General features: G+C 69.6%; 24 protein-coding genes. 7 read left to right on the forward strand and 17 right to left on the reverse strand.

Translation table 11 applies throughout. The features are described from left to right. From ACWFR1_RS14100 to ACWFR1_RS14115, 4 genes are all read right to left on the reverse strand, one after another. A partial coding sequence (locus ACWFR1_RS14100; protein WP_453550619.1) for a DUF2637 domain-containing protein occupies positions 1-620 on the reverse strand: 620 nt, incomplete at its 3' end. A gap of 97 nt (positions 621-717) precedes the next feature. Next, on the reverse strand, positions 718-1,332 hold the full coding sequence (locus tag ACWFR1_RS14105) for a WhiB family transcriptional regulator (RefSeq protein WP_391094574.1): 615 nt from the start codon (positions 1,330-1,332) through the stop codon (positions 718-720). Between the two features lie 113 nt (positions 1,333-1,445). Continuing rightward, positions 1,446-2,150: an ATP-binding protein gene (locus tag ACWFR1_RS14110; protein ID WP_434975968.1), complete on the reverse strand. Its 705-nt coding sequence runs from the start codon at positions 2,148-2,150 to the stop codon at positions 1,446-1,448. A 56-nt stretch (positions 2,151-2,206) separates the two neighbouring features. Then, entirely contained in the window at positions 2,207-2,545 is a 339-nt protein-coding gene (locus ACWFR1_RS14115; RefSeq protein WP_453550391.1) for a hypothetical protein, read from the reverse strand. Positions 2,546-4,296: 1,751 nt separating this feature from the next. Between ACWFR1_RS14115 and ACWFR1_RS14120 the strand changes: the two genes are divergently transcribed. The 7 genes from ACWFR1_RS14120 to ACWFR1_RS14150 all read left to right on the forward strand — a co-directional run bounded on the left by ACWFR1_RS14120 (position 4,297) and on the right by ACWFR1_RS14150 (position 10,381). Continuing rightward, positions 4,297-5,700 carry a helix-turn-helix transcriptional regulator gene (locus tag ACWFR1_RS14120; protein ID WP_453550393.1) on the forward strand — a complete coding sequence of 468 codons (1,404 nt, stop codon included), beginning with the start codon at positions 4,297-4,299 and terminating at the stop codon, positions 5,698-5,700. Positions 5,701-6,046: 346 nt separating this feature from the next. Beyond that, positions 6,047-6,217 (forward strand): hypothetical protein, encoded by a 171-nt coding sequence (locus tag ACWFR1_RS14125; RefSeq protein WP_453550396.1) that lies wholly within the window; start codon positions 6,047-6,049, stop codon positions 6,215-6,217. A gap of 74 nt (positions 6,218-6,291) precedes the next feature. After that, complete coding sequence (locus ACWFR1_RS14130; RefSeq protein WP_453550398.1) at positions 6,292-7,515, forward strand: JmjC domain-containing protein; 1,224 nt, start codon at positions 6,292-6,294, stop codon at positions 7,513-7,515. Next, on the forward strand, positions 7,437-8,282 hold the full coding sequence (locus ACWFR1_RS14135) for an aldo/keto reductase (protein ID WP_453550401.1): 846 nt from the start codon (positions 7,437-7,439) through the stop codon (positions 8,280-8,282). The genes ACWFR1_RS14130 and ACWFR1_RS14135 overlap by 79 nt, the downstream gene beginning before the upstream one ends. After that, complete coding sequence (locus tag ACWFR1_RS14140) at positions 8,263-9,096, forward strand: aminoglycoside phosphotransferase (RefSeq protein ID WP_453550404.1); 834 nt, start codon at positions 8,263-8,265, stop codon at positions 9,094-9,096. The genes ACWFR1_RS14135 and ACWFR1_RS14140 overlap by 20 nt, the downstream gene beginning before the upstream one ends. Positions 9,097-9,284: 188 nt before the next feature. After that, positions 9,285-9,905 carry a nucleotidyltransferase domain-containing protein gene (locus ACWFR1_RS14145; protein ID WP_381528542.1) on the forward strand — a complete coding sequence of 207 codons (621 nt, stop codon included), beginning with the start codon at positions 9,285-9,287 and terminating at the stop codon, positions 9,903-9,905. Next, positions 9,905-10,381, forward strand: a complete 477-nt coding sequence (locus tag ACWFR1_RS14150) for an NUDIX domain-containing protein (RefSeq protein WP_376425094.1) — start codon at positions 9,905-9,907, stop codon at positions 10,379-10,381. The genes ACWFR1_RS14145 and ACWFR1_RS14150 overlap by 1 nt, the downstream gene beginning before the upstream one ends. 345 nt (positions 10,382-10,726) lie before the next feature. Here ACWFR1_RS14150 and ACWFR1_RS14155 read toward each other — a convergent pair whose 3' ends face one another. The 13 genes from ACWFR1_RS14155 to ACWFR1_RS14215 all read right to left on the reverse strand — a co-directional run bounded on the left by ACWFR1_RS14155 (position 10,727) and on the right by ACWFR1_RS14215 (position 20,984). Then, a complete protein-coding gene (locus ACWFR1_RS14155; RefSeq protein WP_453550407.1) occupies positions 10,727-11,296 on the reverse strand; it encodes a peptide deformylase in 570 nt (189 codons plus the stop codon). Beyond that, complete coding sequence (locus ACWFR1_RS14160; protein ID WP_453550410.1) at positions 11,293-11,586, reverse strand: hypothetical protein; 294 nt, start codon at positions 11,584-11,586, stop codon at positions 11,293-11,295. The genes ACWFR1_RS14155 and ACWFR1_RS14160 overlap by 4 nt, the downstream gene beginning before the upstream one ends. A gap of 258 nt (positions 11,587-11,844) precedes the next feature. Beyond that, entirely contained in the window at positions 11,845-12,210 is a 366-nt protein-coding gene (locus ACWFR1_RS14165; protein WP_453550412.1) for a MazG-like family protein, read from the reverse strand. A gap of 78 nt (positions 12,211-12,288) precedes the next feature. Beyond that, positions 12,289-12,864 (reverse strand): response regulator transcription factor, encoded by a 576-nt coding sequence (locus ACWFR1_RS14170; RefSeq protein WP_453550623.1) that lies wholly within the window; start codon positions 12,862-12,864, stop codon positions 12,289-12,291. Positions 12,865-12,932: 68 nt separating this feature from the next. Then, positions 12,933-13,706 (reverse strand): PIG-L deacetylase family protein, encoded by a 774-nt coding sequence (locus ACWFR1_RS14175; RefSeq protein WP_453550415.1) that lies wholly within the window; start codon positions 13,704-13,706, stop codon positions 12,933-12,935. 38 nt (positions 13,707-13,744) lie between these two features. Further along, positions 13,745-14,905 (reverse strand): bifunctional class I SAM-dependent methyltransferase/NUDIX hydrolase, encoded by a 1,161-nt coding sequence (locus ACWFR1_RS14180; protein ID WP_453550417.1) that lies wholly within the window; start codon positions 14,903-14,905, stop codon positions 13,745-13,747. A gap of 33 nt (positions 14,906-14,938) precedes the next feature. Further along, complete coding sequence (locus tag ACWFR1_RS14185; protein ID WP_453550419.1) at positions 14,939-15,523, reverse strand: class I SAM-dependent methyltransferase; 585 nt, start codon at positions 15,521-15,523, stop codon at positions 14,939-14,941. Next, on the reverse strand, positions 15,520-16,818 hold the full coding sequence (locus ACWFR1_RS14190) for an MFS transporter (protein ID WP_453550422.1): 1,299 nt from the start codon (positions 16,816-16,818) through the stop codon (positions 15,520-15,522). The genes ACWFR1_RS14185 and ACWFR1_RS14190 overlap by 4 nt, the downstream gene beginning before the upstream one ends. After that, entirely contained in the window at positions 16,815-17,291 is a 477-nt protein-coding gene (locus ACWFR1_RS14195) for an NUDIX domain-containing protein (RefSeq protein ID WP_453550424.1), read from the reverse strand. The genes ACWFR1_RS14190 and ACWFR1_RS14195 overlap by 4 nt, the downstream gene beginning before the upstream one ends. Beyond that, positions 17,288-17,524, reverse strand: a complete 237-nt coding sequence (locus ACWFR1_RS14200) for a hypothetical protein (RefSeq protein WP_453550426.1) — start codon at positions 17,522-17,524, stop codon at positions 17,288-17,290. The genes ACWFR1_RS14195 and ACWFR1_RS14200 overlap by 4 nt, the downstream gene beginning before the upstream one ends. 450 nt (positions 17,525-17,974) lie before the next feature. After that, positions 17,975-19,084, reverse strand: coding sequence for a CinY protein (locus tag ACWFR1_RS14205; RefSeq protein WP_453550428.1), 1,110 nt, complete (start codon positions 19,082-19,084; stop codon positions 17,975-17,977). 153 nt (positions 19,085-19,237) lie between these two features. Then, positions 19,238-19,504 carry a hypothetical protein gene (locus ACWFR1_RS14210; RefSeq protein ID WP_453550430.1) on the reverse strand — a complete coding sequence of 89 codons (267 nt, stop codon included), beginning with the start codon at positions 19,502-19,504 and terminating at the stop codon, positions 19,238-19,240. An 88-nt stretch (positions 19,505-19,592) separates the two neighbouring features. Further along, positions 19,593-20,984: a flavin monoamine oxidase family protein gene (locus ACWFR1_RS14215; protein WP_453550433.1), complete on the reverse strand. Its 1,392-nt coding sequence runs from the start codon at positions 20,982-20,984 to the stop codon at positions 19,593-19,595. Positions 20,985-21,050: the final 66 nt, after the last annotated feature.

Consider the following 21,050-nt stretch of genomic DNA (forward strand, 5'->3'; position numbering starts at 1 on the left):
CCGGGTTCGGGGTCCGGGTTCGGGCGGTGGTCCGGGGCTGGTCCGGGTTCCGGGGTCGGTCCGGGTTCGGTCTCCGGTCCGGGTTCGGGGTCCGGGTTCGGGCGGTGGTCCGGGGCTGGTCCGGGTTCCGGGGTCGGTCCGGGTTCGGTCTCCGGTCCGGGTTCGGGGTCCGGATTCGGGCCAGTCCCAGAAGCCCGGGGCGGTAGCCGGTCTTCGGAGATCCGCACCTTCTCCTCGTGTGGCAGGGGACGGGCGACGCGTTGGTGGATCTGCCGCATCAGCACCCCGAAGGCGAGCATGCTGGCGGTGGGCGGGACAGCGGCGACGATGTAGTCCAGATGTGGCACCGGACCGGGCGTCGCGCCGCTGACGCCGAGGACGTTGAGAGCGATCGAGCCGACGGATCCGGTAGCGGTCACGCCGATCGCCCACCAGTCCGTCACCCGGCGCAGGCCCGCGCGGAACATCAGCAGCTCACCCGCCACGATGAAGGCGTCGAGGGTGGCCGGCCAGGCCCACTGCCGGATGGGCGAGCTGTCGAGGCCATGGCGCGCGGCCACTTCCGCCAGGTGCGCGTAGGAGAGCCAGAAGCCGGACCCCGTCAGCACCGCGATCACCATCACGGCTGCGGTCAAGGCGTATCGGTCCGCAGTCTCCTCGGTCAACAGGGTGCCTTTCGTTTGGTGGTGGAAGCGTGGATCGGGCGGATGGGGCGGCTCATGCCGCCTTCTGCAGGGCGTTGATCAGGTCGTCCGTCTGTGCCTGCCGGGGGACAGGGCAAAACGTTTCTTCCGTGGCGGCGGCCTCGTCGTCGTCCGGGTCCGCCGGCGTCCAGTAGCGGTCGCGGTCCGTGATGGCGTGGCCGGCGTCTCGCAGAAGGTCGCGGGCATGGTCGAGGTCGACGGCGAGGACGTAGGAGAGACGCTCGGGGGTCCACTTGCGGACGTAGGCGTGGCGGGCGACGGCGTCTCGTTCGGCGGCGGTGAGGAACACGTCCCGGCCCATGATCGCGGCGCGCACTCGGGCGTAGTCGAGGCGCTTGGCGACCTTGGCGTGCCACGGCCGGCGCTCGTCTCGGGTCAGTCCGCCCCACATGCCCCAGCGGATGTCGTTGTCGAGGGCGTGGGTGAAGCAGTCCTGGCGGACGGGGCACCGGTGGCAGAACGACTTCGCCTCGGCGATGTCGGAGAGGGCGCGCGGCGCCGAGAAGAACAGCCGGTCGGCCTCGTCGGCTTCCAGGTCCCGGCAGGCTCCGCGGGCGTGCCAGGAGATGTCGGCGATGCCTCGTACGGGCGGGGTCGGGCTGCTGGCGTTGGTGGTGATGTGGCGCATGGGTGTCTCCAGGGGATGCCGCCGGGCAGGCAGGAGCGGCGCGGCACGCGAAGGTGGTGGTCGGCGCGCGGCTGGGGCGGGCGGCGAGAAGCAGGTGAGGGGTTCCGGGGCCGTCAGGCGGCGGCGCGGAAGCGGCGGTCGGGGCCGCCGAGGTGGACCGGGGTGCACATGCCGGACAGGCGGGAGAGGACGCGGTCGCCGATCTTGTCGCGCAGGACAGGCTGGCGAGGGTCCATGTGCTCGGTGCGCACCGGCGGCAGGTTGGTCGTGATGATCGTCGGTCGGCGGTGCTCCGAGCGCCAGTTGAGCAGGCGGAAGGTGATCTCCTCCGTCCACTCGCTGCTCTTGGCGGCGCCGAGGTCGTCCAGCAGCAGCAGCGGTACGCGGACGATCCGGCGCAGCAGGTACTCGGGATCGAGCCCGTTCCGGGCCCGCATCGCGCCGTAGAGGTCCGCCGCGGTCGTCGCCTCCCACCGCACCCCGCACCCCGCAGCGGTCAGCGCGCGGATCGCCCCGTACGCCTCGTGGGTCTTGCCGGCGCCCGTGGGCCCCCACAGCAGCAGGCTGCGGCCGTGGGTGATCTCGCGCTGACCGGCCCGACCGACGTGGGGCGCAAGGGCGTTGGCGGCGTGGCCGACCGCCGCGTCGGCGATGGAGCGTACCCAGCGGGCGACGTCCGGATGTTCGGCCTGAGCGGCGCGGTACTCGTACGGGATGCGCTCCTGGGCGGCTTCCAGGGCCGGGTTCGGCTCAGGACGTTCGGCGAGCGGCGCAGTGACGTTCGGGTCGATGCCCCGCTCGGCGAGCTTGCGCTGCATCCAGGCCATCGCCGGGTTGTCGGCGGCCGTCTGAGGGTCGTCGAGGCGAGAGCGGATCACAGGGCGACTCCGAAGGTCCCGGTCGGGGCGGTGGGATTGAGGTACGGGGTGTAGGCGGCGGCGGCCCAAGGGCCCGCGCCGGAGGCGGAGGACGGCGCCGAGTTGACCACCTCGTTGACGAGGCTCGGCAGGACGCTCGGGTGCAGGCCCTTGGCCCGCAGGCGGTCGAGCGCGGGTCGCAGCGAGCCGGGCTCGAAGCCCTCGTCCAGCAGCTGGCGGATCTCCTTGCCCAGGTGGCCGAGGAACGTCTTCGGCGGACGGCGGCTGCATCCGCGGAGGTACTCCGCCATCAGCCGCTTCGCCGACCACTCGCCCGCCTCGGCGGACTCCAGCACCTGCTCCGAGGAGGGGACAGGCGCGGGCGCCTCGCGCCCCCTACGGGAAGATCCAGGATCCAAGATCCTAGATCCAGTACCGGAACCCTCAGTGAATGTGGCCTCCGTCACGTCATCAGATCCGGCGATATCGCTCTGACCTGCGACTTTTTCGGATCCTCGCCAGAGAGCAGGCCCTTCCGGCGAAGTGGCCTCCATCACGCGAGGGGCTGAGGGAGTGATGGGGGCCTCTTTGGCGCCAGGGGTCGGCGGATCGGCCAGCATGAGGTCGTCGTGAGGGCTCATGAAGGCGGGCGCCGCCAGGTCGCCCTCGCGGCGGCCGAGGTGGCCCTGCGCCGGGCACGCGCGGGTGCCGCATTCGCCGCACGGCTTCTTGGCCTCGTGGAGAGGGCAGCGCGGCAGCCGGGACACCGAAGGGCGGTTGATCTTCTGGTGACGATCCCACGTGACGATGTGCAGCCACGTCTTTCCGTCGCATCCGGTGTATCGGCAGATCAGGCCGCGTTCGGCCAGCTGCTCCAGGTCGTGGGCGACATGTGCTGGGGTGTGGTCGGGGCGCAGGGCCCACAGCCGCCCGGCGATCACGGCTGGCAGGTCGCGGTGCCGACCCGCGTCATCGGCCTGGGTGAGAAGGCCGATGAAGGTCAGTACGGCTGTCACTGGGACGGAGGCGAGGTCCTCCGACTCCCAAGCCTCTGGCTTGATCGTGCGGATGCGGGCCATCAGACCTCACCGCCGTGCCGGCGTGCCGGACGGTTCGTGACAGCCGCGACCGCGGTGGGCTCCACGGGCCCGGTCCCAGAGGACGGGGTTCCGCGCAGGGCCGTGCTCATGCAAGACTCTCCTTGTAGTACAAGCCGCTCCGGTGTTGCCCCGTAGGAAGGGCCGGTGCGGTGGTGATGGGTCGCCTGTCCGCCGTTGGCTCGGCGGAAAGGTAGGACTCTTCGCATTCCGGCGCCCGGGAGTTGGCTCTCCTGGGCGCCGCGGCGTTTCTAGGTGCTTGCTCGGATCCTCATATCGCTCTTTCGCCGGTCGCCGGGCTGCCCGGCGGGGGACGACGAACATACGTAGAGCGCCGGCGCAAGTCCATACTTTGCACTAGTTTTCGTCACTGTCCGTGTGGGGTGCGGTGCCCCGAGGTGAGGGGTCAGGGCCGCAGGAGCCCGCCTCCGTCTGCCGCTCAACGGAAATGATCTTCTTTCTCCTTGCCTCGACGGCGGGGTGATCGCGCCGCCTATCTGGTGATGTCCAGGATTTAAGCCCGCTCGGGATTCATCGTCAACGCCATCTCAAGCCGCATTTACGCGCGTAGAGGGTGGTGCTGGCGGGAGGCCCTGGGGAGTGATCTGGCCCCCAACTTGCCTTTCCTGCAAGGAGGGATGGGGGGAGGGTTTCCGTCGAGGGTTGGTCGTGAAGAGGACGTAAAGGTGCCAGGGGTGCGCGGAGAGAAAAAACCGGCAATTAATTGCCGGTTTTGGAACCGGAAAATCCTTGCCGGTCTATTGTCCGATTCGGGCGGATCGCATCTCTATTGCCCCTGGGGCTCTTCCCTACGTGAGCGTAGGTAGATGTGGGGCGCGTCACCCTCTGGAAGGAGGTGATCGTGGCCACCGAAAATGATCTCGTACTCTGGAGTAGAGGCAGGGGAGGGCCGGCGCATATCGCGCAAGGTCCCCCCTCTTTTTGTTGCCTCCGCTCGGGGAAGGTAGCCCTCAATGCGAGGGGAAGCACACGATGATCGAGGAGAGCGGATGGGCGCGACTGAGCCCCTCCACCCGGGCCCCGGGAGCGGCGGGGAAGGCGCGGAGCGGACGGCCGGCAGGGAGCGCGAAGGGCAGGAGACCCCGTGGGCCGGACAGGTCATGGGCTTCGCCGGCCAGCTCAAGACCTGGCGCAAGGCGGCCGGGCACCGTCGGGGGCGGAGAGTGACCCAAGAGGAGTGCGCGACCGCGGTCGGCAGGTCGGAGAGGTGGTGGCGAGCCCTCGAACGCGGTGATGGCCGTAATCGCCTCGACCGCTCCCAGTGCGACAGCCTCGCGGAACTACTCCAGCTGGATCGGGATGAGTACATCGCCCTGCTGCTCTACAACAACCTGACCATTGCCGCTGCTGACAGCGGGGCCACGGCAGATCCGCGAGTTCGCAGTGGCCTGCGCCTGCTAATCGACAAGCAGATGCCGGCTCCCACCTACCTGTGCGACGCCCACTGGAACATCATCGGATTCAACCCGGCGATGGCTCAGTGGTGGCCCTGGGTCCTTGAGCCTGGCGCCAATCTCATGAGGTGGGCGCTCACGTCAGGCGAGGCGCGCGTCCAGTATCACGACTGGGAACGGCATGCTCGCGAGTACGTCCGCATGCTGAAGTTCGCCCTCGCCCGCGGGAGCGACTCGGCCGAACTGATTGAACTGATCGGCGACGTCTGCAAGGACGAGGATGTACGGGGTATCTGGGAAACGACGAACGAGCTGACGGAGAACCGGGACGGGCACATCTTCCGGATGTCTATCCCGGCGATGGATTGGGAACCGATCGACGTCGTCTCCCACGTCTTGTATCCGGCAGCACTTCCCGACTGCCGCATGGTCGTAATCACCTGGTGGACAAACGAGGATGGCGAGGAGGAGGCGCGCGACGTGGACACCGCACTCGGCGCTGCAGGAGAAGGGTCGCAGGTTCAGCAGCCGGCTCCGCCGGCCGCCGCAGCTCGACGTCGGATCGCTCACGCGATTACTGGACGGATATCCGTTCCCACGGCAGAAGAAGCAGCCGCGCTGGCCGGGGCTGACGCCGTTCCCCTCCCGGTGCTCAGCCGGCTCATGGGTGACGGGTGCCAGCTCACCCTGTCCCCCTCTGCCCAGTCGGTCATCTGGGCGGTGAAGGAGGAGGACGGAGCCTGGAGCGTCTCGGAGGTCTCGGTCTACACCGCGATCGTGAAGCTTCCTCACGCTGCCACCGAACCCGAAGCCCGGGCGGAGATGAAGACCCTGGTCAGGGCCAATCTGCCGGCCGACCCCAAGGAGGCGTCGGGACGGATCCAGGAGCTGCTGCCCCAACTCCGGAACAGGATTCACTTCCTGGAGCAGATCGGGCGGGACCTGTACGAGCAGGACCCGACACTCCCGTACATCTGGGATCCGACCGACGAGATCTGAGCGGGCCCGTTGGACCGCCGGAGGTCAGCCACAGTCGGGGGGCGGCCTCCGGCGTTCTCCGGCCTTCGCGGACGCGAGTCCTCCTCAGGGACCACCAGCTCGGACCTGTCGTTGACAGGCGAAGTTGGGCGGTAGCGCGGGCCGGAACGGAGGGACTACACCTAGGGCTCACCAGTTGCTGGTCGGCCTCGGCGAGCTGGGACAGCCCCGGCTGCATGGCGGTGAGGGGGATCGCGCCAGCAGAGAGGCCACTTTGCCCCCTTGTGCACATCTGTTCGAAGCTGCATCGTCGCAGGGCAGCACTGTGCGTCATCAGCCCCTTCGTCGGAAGTGAGCGAGGACGATCATGGCAAGGCAGGAACATCCCACGAGCGACGCGGTCCCCGGGCTCCTGATCGCGGTCGAACAGCTGGCCCGCGTGCAGGACCGGTTCGACACGCAGGAGTCCGACCCGACCGGCACGTCCGCCGGCGACGACGGAGAGAACCGCGACGGCCTGAACCACCCCGAGGCGTAGGCCGCCGCCGCTTCCCGAACCTGGCCCGCCGCGCCGAGCGGCGGGCCCGGCCCGTCGTAAGACCCGGAGGATATGTGCAGCACCAGCTCGTTCACGCCATCGAGACCGCACTCGGCTGGGACGGCCCCGCCCCGATGGGCTCCGCCTTCGTCCGAGGCCGTATATCCGATTCCGCTCTCCTGCCGCGGCTGATGACTCCGGCCCGGCTCCTCGACACGGTCATGCGCCGCGGCCTGTCGAACCCCCAGTTCCGTGTGTTCCAGAACGGGCGCGAACTCCACCCCGGCGAGTACTTCACCGACACCGTCACCCGGCGCGGGCAGGGCATCCGCTTCACGAACATGACCCGACTCGGCGCCCTGATGGGCGAGGGCTGCACCCTGGTCCTCGACGAACTCGACTTCTTCGACCCCACCCTGGAGGTGGCGTGCCGGGCGCTGCAGTGGTGGTCCCACGAACTCGTCCAGGTGAACGCGTACCTGACGACGCAGGACGCCGCCGGCTTCGCGCTGCACTGGGACGACCACGACGTCGTGATCGTCCAGGTGGCCGGCGAGAAGTCGTGGGAGGTACGAGGAACGTCGCGGTCGGTACCGATGTACCGGGACGCCGAACCGAACAACACCCCGCCCGATGAGGCTGTCTGGAAGGGCACCCTGCGTGCCGGGGACGTCATGCACATCCCCCGAGGCCACTGGCACCAGGCCACCCGCACGGACCGCGCGGACGGCTACAGCCTGCACGTGACGTTCGGCTTCGTGAAGCGGACCGGGGTGAACTGGCTGGCCTGGCTGGCCGACCAGTGCCGCCGCGAAGAGGTCTTCCGCACCGACCTGGACCGCTGGGGCGCCTCCGAGGCGCAGGCCGAGCAGACCGCCGCGCTCACCTCCGCGACGGCCGGCCTGGCCGATCGATTCGGGCCCGCCGCCTTCCTCGCCGCCCGGGAGCAGGAACGCCCGGCCGCCCGGCATGTGCAGACCGCCGGCCTGTTCGGGCCGCCGACCGCCGTGGTGTGCGTGACGGAGTTCCCGCCGATCCTCGAGTCTGATGGCGACCACGTGGCCGTCACGGCAGCGGGCAAGCGCCACACCTTCCACGGCAAGGCCCTGCCCGCGCTGCGCCTGCTCCTCTCAGGCGCACCGGTGGACGTCAACCGGACGGCCATCGACACCGGCATCGATGCGGGGGAACTCGCCGACATCCTGCTCCGGGAGGGGCTGTGCGCGGAGCTGACCGACGAATTGCGCTCGGGCTATACCGGGCTGGTCCCACCCGCTCAGTCCTCGAACGCGCCCTAGAAGTCGGCGTCACCGCGGTCGATACGGCCTACAACTACGGCCGGTACCAGGGGCACCGGGCGCTCGTGGAGGCGGCGGGCGACCTGCTTGGCCGGTTCGAGGTCTCCACGAAGGTGGGGTACTTCCCCGGTGGACACGACCTCGCGCCGGCCCGGCTGCGGGCGGCGGTCGCAGAAGCCGGCGACGTACTGGGGCGAGCGCCGGACACCGTGTTCGTCCACAACCCGGAGCACGATCCCGATGCCTTGCCCGCCGCGTGCGAGGCGCTCGCCGCCTGCCAGGCCGACGGGCTGTGCCGGGCCTGGGGGGTCGCCACGTGGAACCCGCTGCCCCTGCTCCACGCCGCAGTCCTCGTCACGGTCCGGCCCGATGTGCTGATGGTGCGGGCCGGGCTCGCGGTGCCGGGCCCGGTACTCGACGCCGCTGAGCAGCTCGCCATCAAGATGGCCGCCGGAGAGGTCTGGGGTATGGCACCCTTTGCGGGCAACCCGTCAGACCCCGTCTGGTCCGGCCTCGACACCGGAGTGTTCCTGGAACCAGGGCAGGAACCGGTAGCGAGCGCGCAGGCCAGGCTCGCCGTAGCGTTCGCCATCCCCGCCGTCAGCAGGATCGCCGTGGGCACCACCCACCCGGACCACCTCGCCGAGCTCGCCGCCGCCATCAGCGTCGAGGTCAGCACCGACACGGTCCACGCCTACCGCCGGCTGCTGAGGGACCAGGCCGGCGGTCGCGGAAAGGAAGCCGCTCATGCCTCCCACAATGGATGACCTCTCCACGATCGACCACGAGGACGTCCTCGCCGAGGCGGAGAAGCGCACCGGCCACGTCCTGGACCGTAGCCGCGCCCACTACTCCCGGCACAACGGCACGGCCGGGTTCCCGACATCGGCAGGGACGTGGCTGCGCCTGGCGTGGGTGCGGCCCGGCGCGTTCAGTGCGCAGTCGTGGACTGGGCTGGAGGCGTCGGTCGCGCTCCACGACGTCCCCCGGCCGGGGTGGATCGCGGGCGCGACGTGGTACGACCACGGCCGCGAGGTCGTGTGGCGGGCCGACGAAATGAGTCGGGCCTCCGCTCCGGCGCTCTCGCCGAACGGGACCATCGACCGCGACCCCGGCCTCACGGACACGTGGTGGACCGACCTGCGCACCGCCCTCGGCACCCTGGCCCGGTACGAGACCGGCCGGGTGTGTGTCCAGCAGAGCCACCTCTCCCAGCGGATCGCCGAGGTCTACGGTGACCAGGTCGACACCACGGTCTCGGAGTGGGCTTGCGCGCACGGGGACGTCGGGTATGCCAACCTCACCGCGGCCCCGCTCACGATTCTGGACTGGGAGGACTGGGGGATGGCGCCCGTCGGCTGGGACGCGGCCTGCCTGTGGTCCGCCTCCTTGCCGGTGCCGACCCTGGCGGACCGTGTCCTCGCCGAATTCGCCGACGTCCTCGACACCCGCGCCGGCCGGCTCTCCCGTCTGCTGCTCTGCGCGAACGTGACTCGGGCCCACCGCAGGACGGGAAAGGCCGGGCCACTGACCCCCGCCATGGAGGCGACGGCACCCACGCTGCTGACGGCCCTTGCCTGAGGAGCCGTGGCAGAGTCACTGGGTGCGACCCACACCGCGCGCCTGGAGGAGCCCGTCGCCGCCGTCCTGCCTCTGAAACCCCGGCGACCAGCTTCCGGGGGGCTTGAGGGAGTTCGGCGTGTCCTCCGTGGCCGAGCGGTAGGGTTCGGCGTCCACGCTGGAGGTCGCTGTAGGGGAAGGGCGCGGTGATGCGGGAGGAACAAGCCGGGCGGGATTGGGAGCCCGCCGACTTAGCCGAAGTCGTCACCTTGTTCTCGAAGACGCCCCGCCCCTGGTGGGTTGCGGGCGGCTACGCCGTGGAACTTGCTGTGGGCCGACCGTTTCGAGAGCACGACGACATTGACGTCCTGCTGCTGCGCCAAGACCAACTCGCGGTTCAAGAGGTCCTCGCCGGATGGGAGTGGTGGGCTGCGGACCCGCCGGGCTCATTGCGCCGGTGGCTGTCCGGAGAGCTGCTGCCGGTCGGCGTGCACGACGTGTGGTGCCGGCCCGGTCCGGGTGCGCCGTGGCGGATCCAGGTGATGCTTGATGAGGCCGACGGCGAGACCTGGGTCTCCCGCCGCGACGCCCGGGTCCGCCGACCTGTGAAGCGACTCGGGTTAACAGCCGCTGACGGTACGCCGTTCCTGGCTCCGGAGGTTCAGCTGTTCTACAAGGCGAAGGCTCCCCGGCCGAAGGACGAGCAGGACTTCACCGAGGTCCTACCTCACCTCGACCACGAGGCGAGAGCGTGGCTGGGCGAGGCACTTTCTGTCGTGTACGGGCCACACCCCTGGATCGCTACCTTGCAGGACAGGAAGGGAAGTTGATGCCGCAGAAGACCACCCCGCCCGGCCGTTCCTACGCCGCGCACTACGCGGACGTGCATCTGCTCGTCCGCCGGGGGGACGAGCTCCTGATGAGTCGCCGCGTGGAGACGCAGCGCGTATTCCCGGGCATGTTCCAGGTGCCGGCCGGACTCTTGGAAGAGGGTGAGCCCGCTGCCGTGGCGGCTGCCCGCGAATTCGCCGAGGAGACCGGCGCCGCCGTCGACCCGGCCGACGTCCGGTTCGTGCACCTGATGCACCACGTATCGACGCACGCTGGTGACCAGCGGATCGCGTTCTTCTTCGAGACAGACCGGTGGCACGGCGAGATCGGCAACCCCGAACCGGACAAGTGCGAGGACTGGAGCTGGCACAAGATAGCGGCCTTGCCTGAACCGATGGCGCCCTACCTCGCGGTCGCGCTGCGGCACATCGCCACCGGTCTCCCCTACAGCGAGTACGCGTGGCCCTTGGTGTAGAGGCAGGTGGGACGGCCGCAGGGACCCGCTCCCCATGGGGGCGGCTCAGGCCGGTCCCGACTACATGGCGAGTAGGTCCCCGCGGTCGAGGGCCTGGCACAGCACCGCAGCGACCTCCCCGGGCAGCAGGTTCAGGTCGGCGATGGCCATGGAGGTGAGCGAGACTTCTTCGAGGATGTACTCGCCTCGGTCATTCCGGGCGAACTCCAGACCGGTCCGGTTCTCGAAGTCCCACGTGTCGACGTGGGCCAGGTAGAGGAACTCCTTCTCGCCCTTGGCGCCCTCCCAGGGATCAAGTCGTCCTGGAAGTAGGCGGGCAGAATCCGGACGCGCACTGCGTTGGTACTACTGCTGGTAGGTCCAGGCCCGGCCGGTCTGGCGGTACTCCTCGACAGGGATGGGAGCGACGCCCTTCCGCATTCGCGCGGTGTAGAGCAGGCCGTCCAGGTGATCGATCTCGTGGTGGATCAGTCGGGCGAGCCCGCGTTCGTAGGTGGTGGTCACCAGTTGGCCCTCCAGCGTGGTGGTCTCCACAGTGATCCGTAGTGGTCGGGGGACCAGGCCGCGGACGTCGAAGTACGAGAGGCAGCCCTCGTACTGCTCGTCCTCTTCGATGGACCTGTCGGTGATGCGGGGGTTCAGCAGGACGATCGGCGGAGCGGTGGGCTCGGGAGGCTGGACGACGGCGGCGGCCCGTCCGATCGCGATCTGAGGGGCCGCGAGTCCCATGCCCTTGGCGAACGGGTGTACCTGCCCGATCCGTTCCATGGCGGAGAACAACTGCTCGACGGTCTGCTCGGCTGGCTGGCGCTCGGCAGGCAGGTCGAAGAGATGGGCCGGCTCAGCGAGGACGGGGGCCCCGCGCTGTACGACTCCGAGGTCGCGCATCTGCTCGCTGGGCCGCACCTGGGTCACCTGAACTCCCCTTGCTTCATCTCACGTTCGGGTCGGGCCCGGAATTTCCATTCGAGACGGTACCGGGCGTGGAGGGCGGGTGTGGAGGTGCTCCAGGAGAAGATCCGCTTCCCGTTCTCCTCGTGCTGGACAGGTGCCGTCCTGAGCGGGGCGGCTTCGGAGGTCATGGAGGTTTCGGTTCCCCAGACAGCGGGGTCGAGGGTGGCGGGGAAGGCGAGTTCGACGGCCAGGTGCTCGGTGGGAAGGCGGACGGCGCGCTGGAACCAGCGGCCCCACTGTTCCTCGCCCACCGAGTAGGTGTACTCGATCCAGACCGACTCGCGCCTTCCTGCTTGGGCCCGAAGTCCTGCAGCCGCAGGGCGAACAGGGAACCTTCCGCCAGCAGCGCTACGTCGTCCGCCGATGGCCTGATCTGGTCAGCCTCGAAGATGGTCACGTCGGCACGGTACTGGTGCGCCGGCCAGCGTGACGATCAGTTTCGGGGAGGGGGACATTAGTCCGGCCGAGGCTCTTGCCGCATGGGCCTACCGACGACCTTCATGCGCTGCTCACGTCCCTTCAAGGGGTGGCACGCCGGCCTCATTGCCCAAAGCGATGAACTTCGCGGCCTTCTGGGCGAGCAGGGATTCGTAGAAGGCGGGCGCCTCGGTACCGAGCATCCGGTGCAGTGCGACCAAGCTGGTGATCGCGGTGTCGGCGACCTCCTCCTGGACGTGCTCCCAGGTGTGGCTATGTCCCTTCCGGGGATTGGTGGCCCAGGCGCCGATCACGGCCTGGGCCGACTCGCCCACCTCCTCGGTGAGTTTGAGGACCTGTAGGGTCCACTGCTGCTCAGCTGAAATCCCGCGCGCGGTATCGAGGCGAGTGAAGAGGTCGGCGAGTTGGCCGATGGTCTCCCACGGAGTGGTGTTCAAAGCAGACTCCTTGGTGTTGACGGAGGGGAGAACGAGTGTTTGTAGCTGGGGGTGTCGATGTACGTGATATCGGGCTCGTCACATGAGTCCCTGTCGCATCGCGTAGGCCACCGCGTGGGACCGGTTGCGCAGTTGCAGGCGGGTGATGATTTCGTGCAATACGTTCTTGATGGTGCGTTCGGAGTACGAGAGCTTCGCGGCGATGTCCGCCGTGTCGTAGCCCTCCGCCACCAGGCGCAGCACGTCCACCTCGCGCGCCGCGAGGCCGGTGAAGTGCAGTCCGCGCGGGCCGAGGACCTGCCCCTGGAGCCGGCCGACCTCCTCCAAGAGGCGCCCCACCAGGTCGGCAGGGAGGTGTCCGGCGCCCTTCGCGACCGTGCCGATGACATGCACCAGGTGATCGGGGGTCGCCTCCGCGCGCCGGATCACCCCGGCGACCCCGCACTCCGCCGCGCTCACGAGCTTCTGTTCGTCGATGCCCGTCGTCACGAGGACGGGACGGGCCGTGCTGGTGCGCCGGATGTGACGCAGCAGCCGCAGGACGTCCTCGTCGACGGTATCCACCACGAGTACGACGACTTCGGGCGCCGGGTCGGCATCCTCGTTCCAGTCGGCGATGGTGATCTCGGGGCGGGTTCGTAACTGACTCGTCACTCCGGCCTGTGAGATCGGGTCCGGGGCGCGTAGCGCGACGCTGATTCGGTTCGTGTTCACTGTGATCGTCAGATGGCTAGGTTCGGCCGCATGTCGGGCATGTGGTCGGGCGAGAGGCGGGTGAAGTACTCGGTCTGGATGAGTGGTTCACGGTCGACGGGCGCGAGGCGGGAGAGGATCCCGGGCAGGGGGCGTTCCCTGGTGACCTGGCTCCTGTGGGCAAGGATGGCCCGCCACTTCTGGCTGAGATGGCTGCCCACGTCGACCGCCGTGGTGACCTGCTCGTCCGGGACGCGCAGTGTCGTTTTGCCGACCCGCTTCATGATCGCGCTCAAAGTGCCGGCACCCGAGTGCGGGTGCGTGGCCGCGTACAGGGCATGGGGGCGCCAGGGCGGTCCCGCGTCCGGGTAGCGGTGTTCGAGTCCGGCTGCGTGGAAGGCGAGGAGGGTCGCCTGGTGGGTGCGGACGTGATCGGGATGCCCGGTCAGCTGACCGTACGCGTCGTGGGTGATCAGGATCTGCGGGCGTACCGCCCTGATGTGGGAGACGATCGCCTCGGTCAGCTCGTCGATCGGCGTATCGCACAGCCGAGGCCGTGCGGGGGCCGATTCGGGGACGCGCGCATCGGCGTAGCCGAGCATCCGCGGTTCCCCGGCGCCGAGAACAGCCAAGGCATCGGCCAGCTCTGCGGCTCGATGGGTATCAGAGGCCCACGTCGCCGTGACGACGGCCGTGTCCGCTCCCGCGGCGGCGTGCTGCGCCAGGACGCCCCCTGCCAGCAGTGCTTCGTCGTCGGGGTGGCCGAAGACGGCGAGGAGTGAAGGGCGCGATGGCTGGGCCATGGCAGGGCTCCTTTACTGAGGTGGTGGTGGCCGCCGGGCTAGGCGAGGCCGGTGTTGTAGGGCTGGAAGTCGGCTGGCGGGTGGTCGAGGGGGAGGTTCTGGTTCCACGCCGTCAGGCACTGGCTGGTGGGCTCGAAGAGGGGTTGGGGTAGTGCGTCGAGGTTCCAGAACCGCCACGCGCCGATGGTCTTCTCCAGCTCCCGGGGGGCGCCGGACCAACGGGTGACCAGCGCGGGCACGGTGAGCCGGAGGACGCCGCCCACATGGTCAAGAAGCGTGCCGAGCAGCTGCACATCGGCGGGTTCCGCGGTCAGCCCGGTTTCCTCAGCGAGCTCCCGGATCGCTGCTTCGATGAACGTCTCGCCGGGCTCCAACGATCCGCCGGGCAATTCCCACGTTCCGCGCCGGTGGCGCCCCAGCAGGACACCGTCCGGGCCGTGCACGATGATGCCGACCCCCAGCGCCGCGTGGGGCGCGGGCGGCGCCGACGTCCTGGGCCGGCTGCGGATCCGTTCCGGGCGGCGAGCCGCGTACAGCCGGTACGACAGCGGCTGGTCGGCCTGCGGGGAGTCGATCGTCGTGACCGCCTCCATGACAAGGCCGTGGTCGACGAGGAGGTCCTCCCACAGCTGCGGTTCGAGGACCCACATGTGCATCTGGTGCTCGATGTCCGAACCGGGCAGCCGCAGGATCTCCGGGCGGGCGGTGACGGAGTCGGACGGACCGTCGCCGCGGGAGCTGGTGTGCAGCGCGCTGAACACCAGCCGCCCCCCGGGCCTGAGGCTGTTGGCCAGGGCGGGCAGAAGGCGGTGCGGATCCAGGAACGGCACGCCGCTGACGGAGTAGATCAGGTCGTAGGGGTCGGCTTCCCGTAGGTGGTCGACGGCGTCGGCGCACACCAGGCGCAGGCCGGGGGTGTCGGGGTAGCGGGCGAGGGCGCGCTGGTGCTGGGTGGGGGAGGCGTCGACGGCGGTGACGTCGGCGCCGAGGGCGGCCAGGTGGGCGGCGTGTCGGCCGACTCCGGATCCCAGGTCCAGGACGCGCAGGCCGGCGACCTCGCCGAGCACGCTGATTCCGGGTCCGGCCTGCGCCATATCCCAGGCCCATTCGTCCAGCTCAGGCAGGTCGAACGTGCGGTCGAGCTGATGGCGGCCGTAGAGGGTCCAGATCTTGCCGATTTCCTTCTCGACGTCCAGCACGAGGGACTTCCTTCCGTTCGCGGGGCCGGGTGGTCAGGGGCGCAGGGCGTAGCAGCGCAGGACGTCGAGGTCGGTGGTCCGCGAGGCGGACCAGCCGGCCGTGAGCAGTTCGGCGTCTGCGGGCTGGATGCCGAGGCCGAGGAGGTTCGGGTCGGTGGTCGTGCGGCGGCCGGCGATCTCGGTGACGACCCAGAAGGTGCCGCCGGGCGTGAGCAGGCGGCGGACCCGGTTGAGGAAGCCGGGTTTGTCGTCCATCCACCGGTAGACCAGGCGGCAGGTGATGAGGGCGTAGGCCGGGTCCGGGAGCGTTGTGAGGTTGTCGGTGGCGATGTCCAGGCACTGCCACGTCGGTCCGGGCCCGGTGTCCTGGGCGGTGGCGAGGGTGATGGCGCTGGGGGAGCAGTCGATGCCGGTCGTGCGGTAGCCGAGTTCGTGGTGGAGGTGGCGGGCGAGGCCGCCGTCGCCGCTGCCGATGTCGAGGGCGGGGCGGCTCTCGCCGGGGCCGAGGTGCTCGGCCAGCAGCTGTTTCTCGGCCTGGCACAGCGGCCGGTAGCGGCGGCGGCTGTGCCAGAGCGGCTCCCAGTAGGCCGGGGTCGCGGTGGATGCGGTGGCGGTCACGAGGTTCCTTCTCGGGCGGGCGGCACGGCCGTGGGGATGGGCGGGGTGGGCATGGTTCGCAGAGCGCGTACGGGGGAGGCCAGCAGCAGGAGGACCGGCACGATCTGGAGCAGGGCACCGACGGCGAGGACGACCGGCACATCCAGGACGAGTGTGAGTGCGCCGGCGCTCGCGGCGGCCAGCGGACGGCTTCCGGCGGTCACGGTGGTGCTGACCGCCTGCATCCGACCCTGAAAGGCCGGGTCGCACAGGATCTGCCGCAAGGTGCGCTGGCTGACTCCCGCGGCCGTCGCCCAGAACAACTGGGCGGCGAGCGCCGCGGCCAGGACGATCTGCCAGCCGCGGCCGGGCCCGGCCAGAAGGATCGGCACCTGGGCGAGAGGGCTGACCGCGAACCCGATGATGATCACCGGGCCCACGCCGAACCGGTCCGTCATCCGTGAGGTGAGCAGCGCACCGGCCAGACTGCCCATGCCCCCGGCGCCCATGATCACCCCGAACGCGGTCGGGGAGACACCGAGCGTGGTGAGCAGGTAGTACGCCCAGAAGGTGTTCATCAGCGCGAGGCCGAAGGACAGCACGGCCAGGGCCGCGATCACCGTGCGGATCGTCGGCTGCCCGATCACGTAGCGCACGCCGGCGGCGATGTCCCGGGTGAGGCCGCGTGACTTCTCGGCCCCGACGGGGGACACGTGTGGCTCGGGCGCGCGGATGCGCCAGACCAGCCAGGCGGAGGCGAGGAAGGAGGCGGCGTCGACGAGGAGTGACCGTGCGGCGCCGACGGCGCCCACGAGCGCCGCACCGACGTTGCTGCCCGCGCTGTCGGCCACCGAGGAAGCTGCGCCCAGGCGGGAGTTGGCGTCGTGCAGCAGGTGCGGGGCGACGATGGCCGGCAGGAGACTGATGGCGGCGGCGTCGCGGACCACCTTGGCCGCGCCCACCGCGAGCGTCACCCCGCACAGCTGGCCGATGGTGAGCACCCCGGCCAGAGCGGCGGCCGGGATCGTGGTGAGCGCTGCGGCGGCCACCAGGTCCGAGACGAGGAGCTGGAAACGCTTGGCGTGCCGGTCCGACAAGGCCCCGGCCCAGAGAGCGAGCGTGCTGGGAAGCTGGCCGAGGAAGGCGAGCGTCGCCACCTGCCCGGTGGTGGCGCGCAGTTCCAGGACTGCGAGCGCGGGCAGAGCGACGGCGCTCACCCCCGACCCGGCCAGGGTCACGGCCTCGCTGCCGAGCAGGTACCGGTAGGCCGGCAGCGCCCAGGCGGTCGCCTTACGGGTCCCGGCGGCGACCGTCACCGGGGCTCACCCCCCACGGCCGGCTCAGGGGCGATCACGTTTGCGTACCGCTGCCCGGCGGCGTAGAAGCGGAGGATCTCGCGGGTGAAAGGGTGGCAGTCGTCGGGCGGGCTGGCGGGATCGACCCAGACGAGCTCGCTGTGGGTGGCCGGCTCCCTGTTGTGCGGCTCGCCCTCCCACTCCCTGGCCAGGAAGACGACGCCGGTCACCCGTTCCCCGTCCGCGGCGTGAAGGTGGACCAGCTGGCAGAACTCGAGACGGCCCGGGGTAATGAGGACGCCGGTCTCCTCGGCGAGCTCGCGTGCGGCGCCCGCGTCGAAGAACTCGTCGGCTTCGAGCCGGCCGCCGACGACGGTGAGCAGCCCGGGGGAGTGCCACGACCGCGGCTGGTGCCGGACGGTGAGAACCCGGCCGTCGGCCGGCTGGCGCAGCAGGACCATGACGTGCGTGATGCTGCGATGGACGTTGCTCACGGCCGGTCCTCCTTCATGAGCCGCTCCAGGGTCCGCCGGCCTCTGGCGGTGACCTCGGGGTGGCCGTTATCCGGGCCCCAGGCCAGGCAGTTGACCGCGTCCAGCGCGGTCAGGCAGCGCAGTGCATGCCGTTCGGCGCCGGTGAGGTCGCGCCCGTACGCCTGGAGGAACGCTCTCTCGCGGTCCGGGTGGTCGAGCCACTCGGTGACGGCGAGGACGACGAGGTCCTGCACGCGGGCGGCCGGGCGGGACCGCTTTGTTTCCGCAGAGACCGTGTCCCCCGCAGGTTGTGTCGCTTTACAGGGCGGCCGACGACGCGGTCGGTGTTGCGTAGCAGCAGCGCATCGTGTCGCTATCCCTACCCAATGGCGTGACGGATGCCACACGTTACTTGCTCGCTGGCCTCCACACGGCCAGAAGAGAGGGTGCCGGCCTGCGACGGTGCAGGAGTGAAAGCGGCCTCGGGGAAGACGGAACACCAGGCGCGAAGTACAAGCCACTCCGTGCAGCGGGAGGGTGTCTGCGTGAACGTTGGACAACATGAGGGTGCGTGCCGGGCACCGGCACGCACCCTCATGTCTGTCTCGGTCAGGTCAGCAGTGGAACCGGTGTCGCAGAGCGGGATCAGCAGGTGGCTGGCGTCCCGCTCCGCGAGCGAGGCAGGCCCGGCCTTGGCAGGGGCGTTATCGGCAGTCGCGCACGGGGTTGTCCTGAGTCATTGCACATGCCATGCGCTGTCCCCGGACGCTGCCGTAGCGCGCGATGAGGGCGCTGTGGAATCCGGCCCACTGGGAGCGGGTGTCGGCGATGGCCGCCTGGACGGCAGCGCTGAAGTTGTCAGCGATCTGCCCCCTGGGGGTGGTCGGGGATGTGGCCTCCCCAGTGGCGGCGTCGATGGTTCCGTTGTCCTTGTTCAGCACGCCATGGGTGATTCGGTTGCCGCAGCCCCACGGACTGAGGCTGAAGCAACCCGTCGTGAGGTCGCCGGGGATGTCGGAGGCCGACGGTGCCGCGGCGGCCATCTGGAGGAAGGGCGCTGCGCCGGTACGGGCCAGGCCGGGCGGGTTGTTGATGCCGATAACGGAGCTGCTGTCCGACTGGTCCGCCCAGTTGCTGTGCGAGTAGAAGTCCTGCGTTCCGTGCATCGCCCGCCCGAAGCCCTCGATGGCGTTGCACTTGCCGCGGCCCTGCACCCCCAGCACGAAGGTGCAGTCGGAGGAGAGGTCGGTGTCGGGGGTGCTGACGGTGCCCGTGGTGTTCACGAGCGCGTCCGCCTGGTCCACGCCGCGGTTGAACTGACCTTTGAGGTGCGAGATGCAGGCTTGTAGCACCGATGTGGCCTGCGCCCGTGTCCGGGGGTAGCCGGCCACGTTCAGGTAGTCGGCGCCGTCGCAGTGCGCTGCTTCGGTGAATATCTGGTCCATGTCCGGTGCGCCGATGGCACCCATCGTCCCGTTCGCTCCGGCCAATTGGCTCAGGGAGTTGGGCTGGAAGCATGTGCCGGCAGCGCCGGGGTCGTCGCCGGGTGCGCAGGCCAGGGCCGCGCGGGTGATCCGCTCGTGCTCGGCGTTCTGTCCGAAGGTGTTGATGGTGCCGAAGTACATGATCGGCGGTACCTTGCGTCCGGGCTTTACCTTGGACGCCGAGGCGTAGGGCTCGGGCTTCAGCCCAGTCGTCGCCGGACTCGGGAGTGGAGCGGCGCCGGCCGTCGTGGCGAGCCCCAGTATGAGGGCGGTGGCTGCGATTCCGGTCGACAGCGCCGACAGCAGCGGCCTGCCCTGACGGTATGTCATTGTCATGTCGTATTCCCTTAGTTGCGGCTCGTGCACCCCTCCCGGGTGGGGCGGGGCCGGTCGAAATGTGACTATTTTCAGTAGAAAGCAGGGCACCACGCCTCGTGTCCGCACGTGGCCGGCGCGGGCTCGGGAGCGCGCGCCCGGGGTCTGTCAGGCGATGGCGCCGCGCAGCAGGATCGTGGTGATGAAGTCGGGGGCCTGGCGGGGGCCCATGTGGCGTTCGAGTGTCAGCTCCCATGCGGTCTCGGCAAGGCCGCAGAAGGTCGAGGCGAGCCAGGTGGCCAGCATGTCCTTGCGCAGCAGGCCCGCCGTCTGGGCGCGTTCGACGCATGAGACGGTCCGGGCGAAGACCGTCTCGGCCCGGGCGCTGGCCTCGGGTACACCCTGGACGTCCGGTTCGACGTAGACCGGTTCCATAGCTGGGCGAACGGTTGCCGAACCGGTCGGGGGCGGGGTCATGTCCCCGCCGAGGCGGGCGGCGGGGACGGTGGTGTGGTGTATCTCGTCAGCCGGCGATTTCCTTGGCGGCGCTGATACCCGAGAGGTAGGCGCCGTGGACGGTGGCGGAGGATTTGCGGCTGGTCGCCTCGCCGGCGAAGTAGACGCGGTCGGCGATGCTGGCCGCGAGCTGGTCGCGCATCGCGGGGTTGGAGCCGACCTTGTAGTAGGAGTAGGAGCCGCGGGCGTAGGGGTCGGAGGCCCAGCGGGTGATCTGGTGGTCGACCGGGGCGGGGATGTCCTGCCCGAAGATGGTCTTCAGGGTTTGCATGGCGCTGTTGACGATCTCCGTGTCGCTCCAGCCTTCGATGGTGCGGCCGAAGTCTGCGGCGTTGAATCCGAGTAGCACCGGTTCTCCGTTGGCGCGCGTGACGTTGATCCACTGGGCCCACTGGCCGTACTTGTCCACGGGCGGTACGTAGTTCAGCCAGTCGGTGTCGGGCCAGAACTTCCTGGGGAAGCGCAGGTAGCACTTGTTGAGCACGCCCATACCCAGTTTGTCGATCGCGGTGCGCTTGGCAGCGGGGAGACCGGGTGCGAAGGTGACCGTGCCGCTCTGCAGAACGCCGAGGGGCAGGGTGACGACGACCTGGTCGGCCTGGAAGGTGCCCTTGTCCGTGCGGACGGTGACGCCGCCGGATTTCCAGTCGATGTGCTTGACGCGCTGACCGAGGCGGATGGCGAGGCCGTCGGCGAGGTAGTCGGTGATCTGCCCGTATCCCTTGGGGAAGAGCACGTCGTCGCCGTTGAGGGAGTCGTCGCTGTCGAAGTAGAGCGTGGACATCTGGGTCGTGCTGCCGGAGTACTCGTGCTCGTAGTCGTTGAGGGCGTTGTTGACCAGGGCCTTGTCGCCGTCGGGCAGGGTGGAGAAGCGCAGGGTGCGTTCGACGACGCTGCGCATGGGCGCGTCACGGTCCTGCTCGGCCTGGTAGTCGGCGAGGGCGTCGGCGGTCTTGTCCTGCCAGTTCTCAAGGGCCCGGGCCTGGGCGCCTTCGGCTTCCTGGCCGTCGGGAAGGTAGTCGGTGGTGCTTTCCAGGTCGGTCACGACCGTTTTCGCCTTGGCCTTCGCGGCCAGGTCGGTGATGGGGTTCTTGTCGATGCCGTGGATCCACGAGGCGCCGAGGTCGACGGGTGCGCCGTCCCAGTCGTCGCTGGTCCAGATGCGGCCGCCGATGCGATCGCGGGCCTCCAGAACAAGGACGTCCTCTCCTTGGTCTACGAGGTGGCGGGCTGCGGCCAGGCCGCTGATGCCTGCGCCGATGACGATGACCCTTGTGCGCGCCGCGGCGGTGGGCGCGCTGGTGGCTTCGAGGTCGTCCGCCCGGCAGGCGGAGAGCAGGCCCGCGGCGGGCAGGCCGAGGCCGAGACCCGCGAGGACTCGTCGACGGTGAATGGTCACATTTGTGCCGATCTGTGTTCTGGGTGAGGGTGTGGCGGATCAGAAGGGGGCGCCACGGGTCAGGCA

The organism is Streptomyces sp. NPDC055103, assembly GCF_053607625.1.

Excerpts from the sequence above, each read along its gene's own strand:
- ACWFR1_RS14105 (WP_391094574.1), bottom strand. The coding sequence starts at position 1,332 with ATGCGCCACATCACCACCAACGCCAGCAGCCCGACCCCGCCCGTACGA.
- ACWFR1_RS14110 (WP_434975968.1), bottom strand. The coding sequence starts at position 2,150 with ATGCAGCGCAAGCTCGCCGAGCGGGGCATCGACCCGAACGTCACTGCG.
- ACWFR1_RS14120 (WP_453550393.1), top strand. The coding sequence starts at position 4,297 with ATGGGCGCGACTGAGCCCCTCCACCCGGGCCCCGGGAGCGGCGGGGAA.
- ACWFR1_RS14125 (WP_453550396.1), top strand. The coding sequence starts at position 6,047 with ATGGCAAGGCAGGAACATCCCACGAGCGACGCGGTCCCCGGGCTCCTG.
- ACWFR1_RS14140 (WP_453550404.1), top strand. The coding sequence starts at position 8,263 with ATGCCTCCCACAATGGATGACCTCTCCACGATCGACCACGAGGACGTC.
- ACWFR1_RS14145 (WP_381528542.1), top strand. The coding sequence starts at position 9,285 with ATGCGGGAGGAACAAGCCGGGCGGGATTGGGAGCCCGCCGACTTAGCC.
- ACWFR1_RS14150 (WP_376425094.1), top strand. The coding sequence starts at position 9,905 with ATGCCGCAGAAGACCACCCCGCCCGGCCGTTCCTACGCCGCGCACTAC.
- ACWFR1_RS14175 (WP_453550415.1), bottom strand. The coding sequence starts at position 13,706 with ATGGCCCAGCCATCGCGCCCTTCACTCCTCGCCGTCTTCGGCCACCCC.
- ACWFR1_RS14205 (WP_453550428.1), bottom strand. The coding sequence starts at position 19,084 with ATGACATACCGTCAGGGCAGGCCGCTGCTGTCGGCGCTGTCGACCGGA.
- ACWFR1_RS14210 (WP_453550430.1), bottom strand. The coding sequence starts at position 19,504 with ATGGAACCGGTCTACGTCGAACCGGACGTCCAGGGTGTACCCGAGGCC.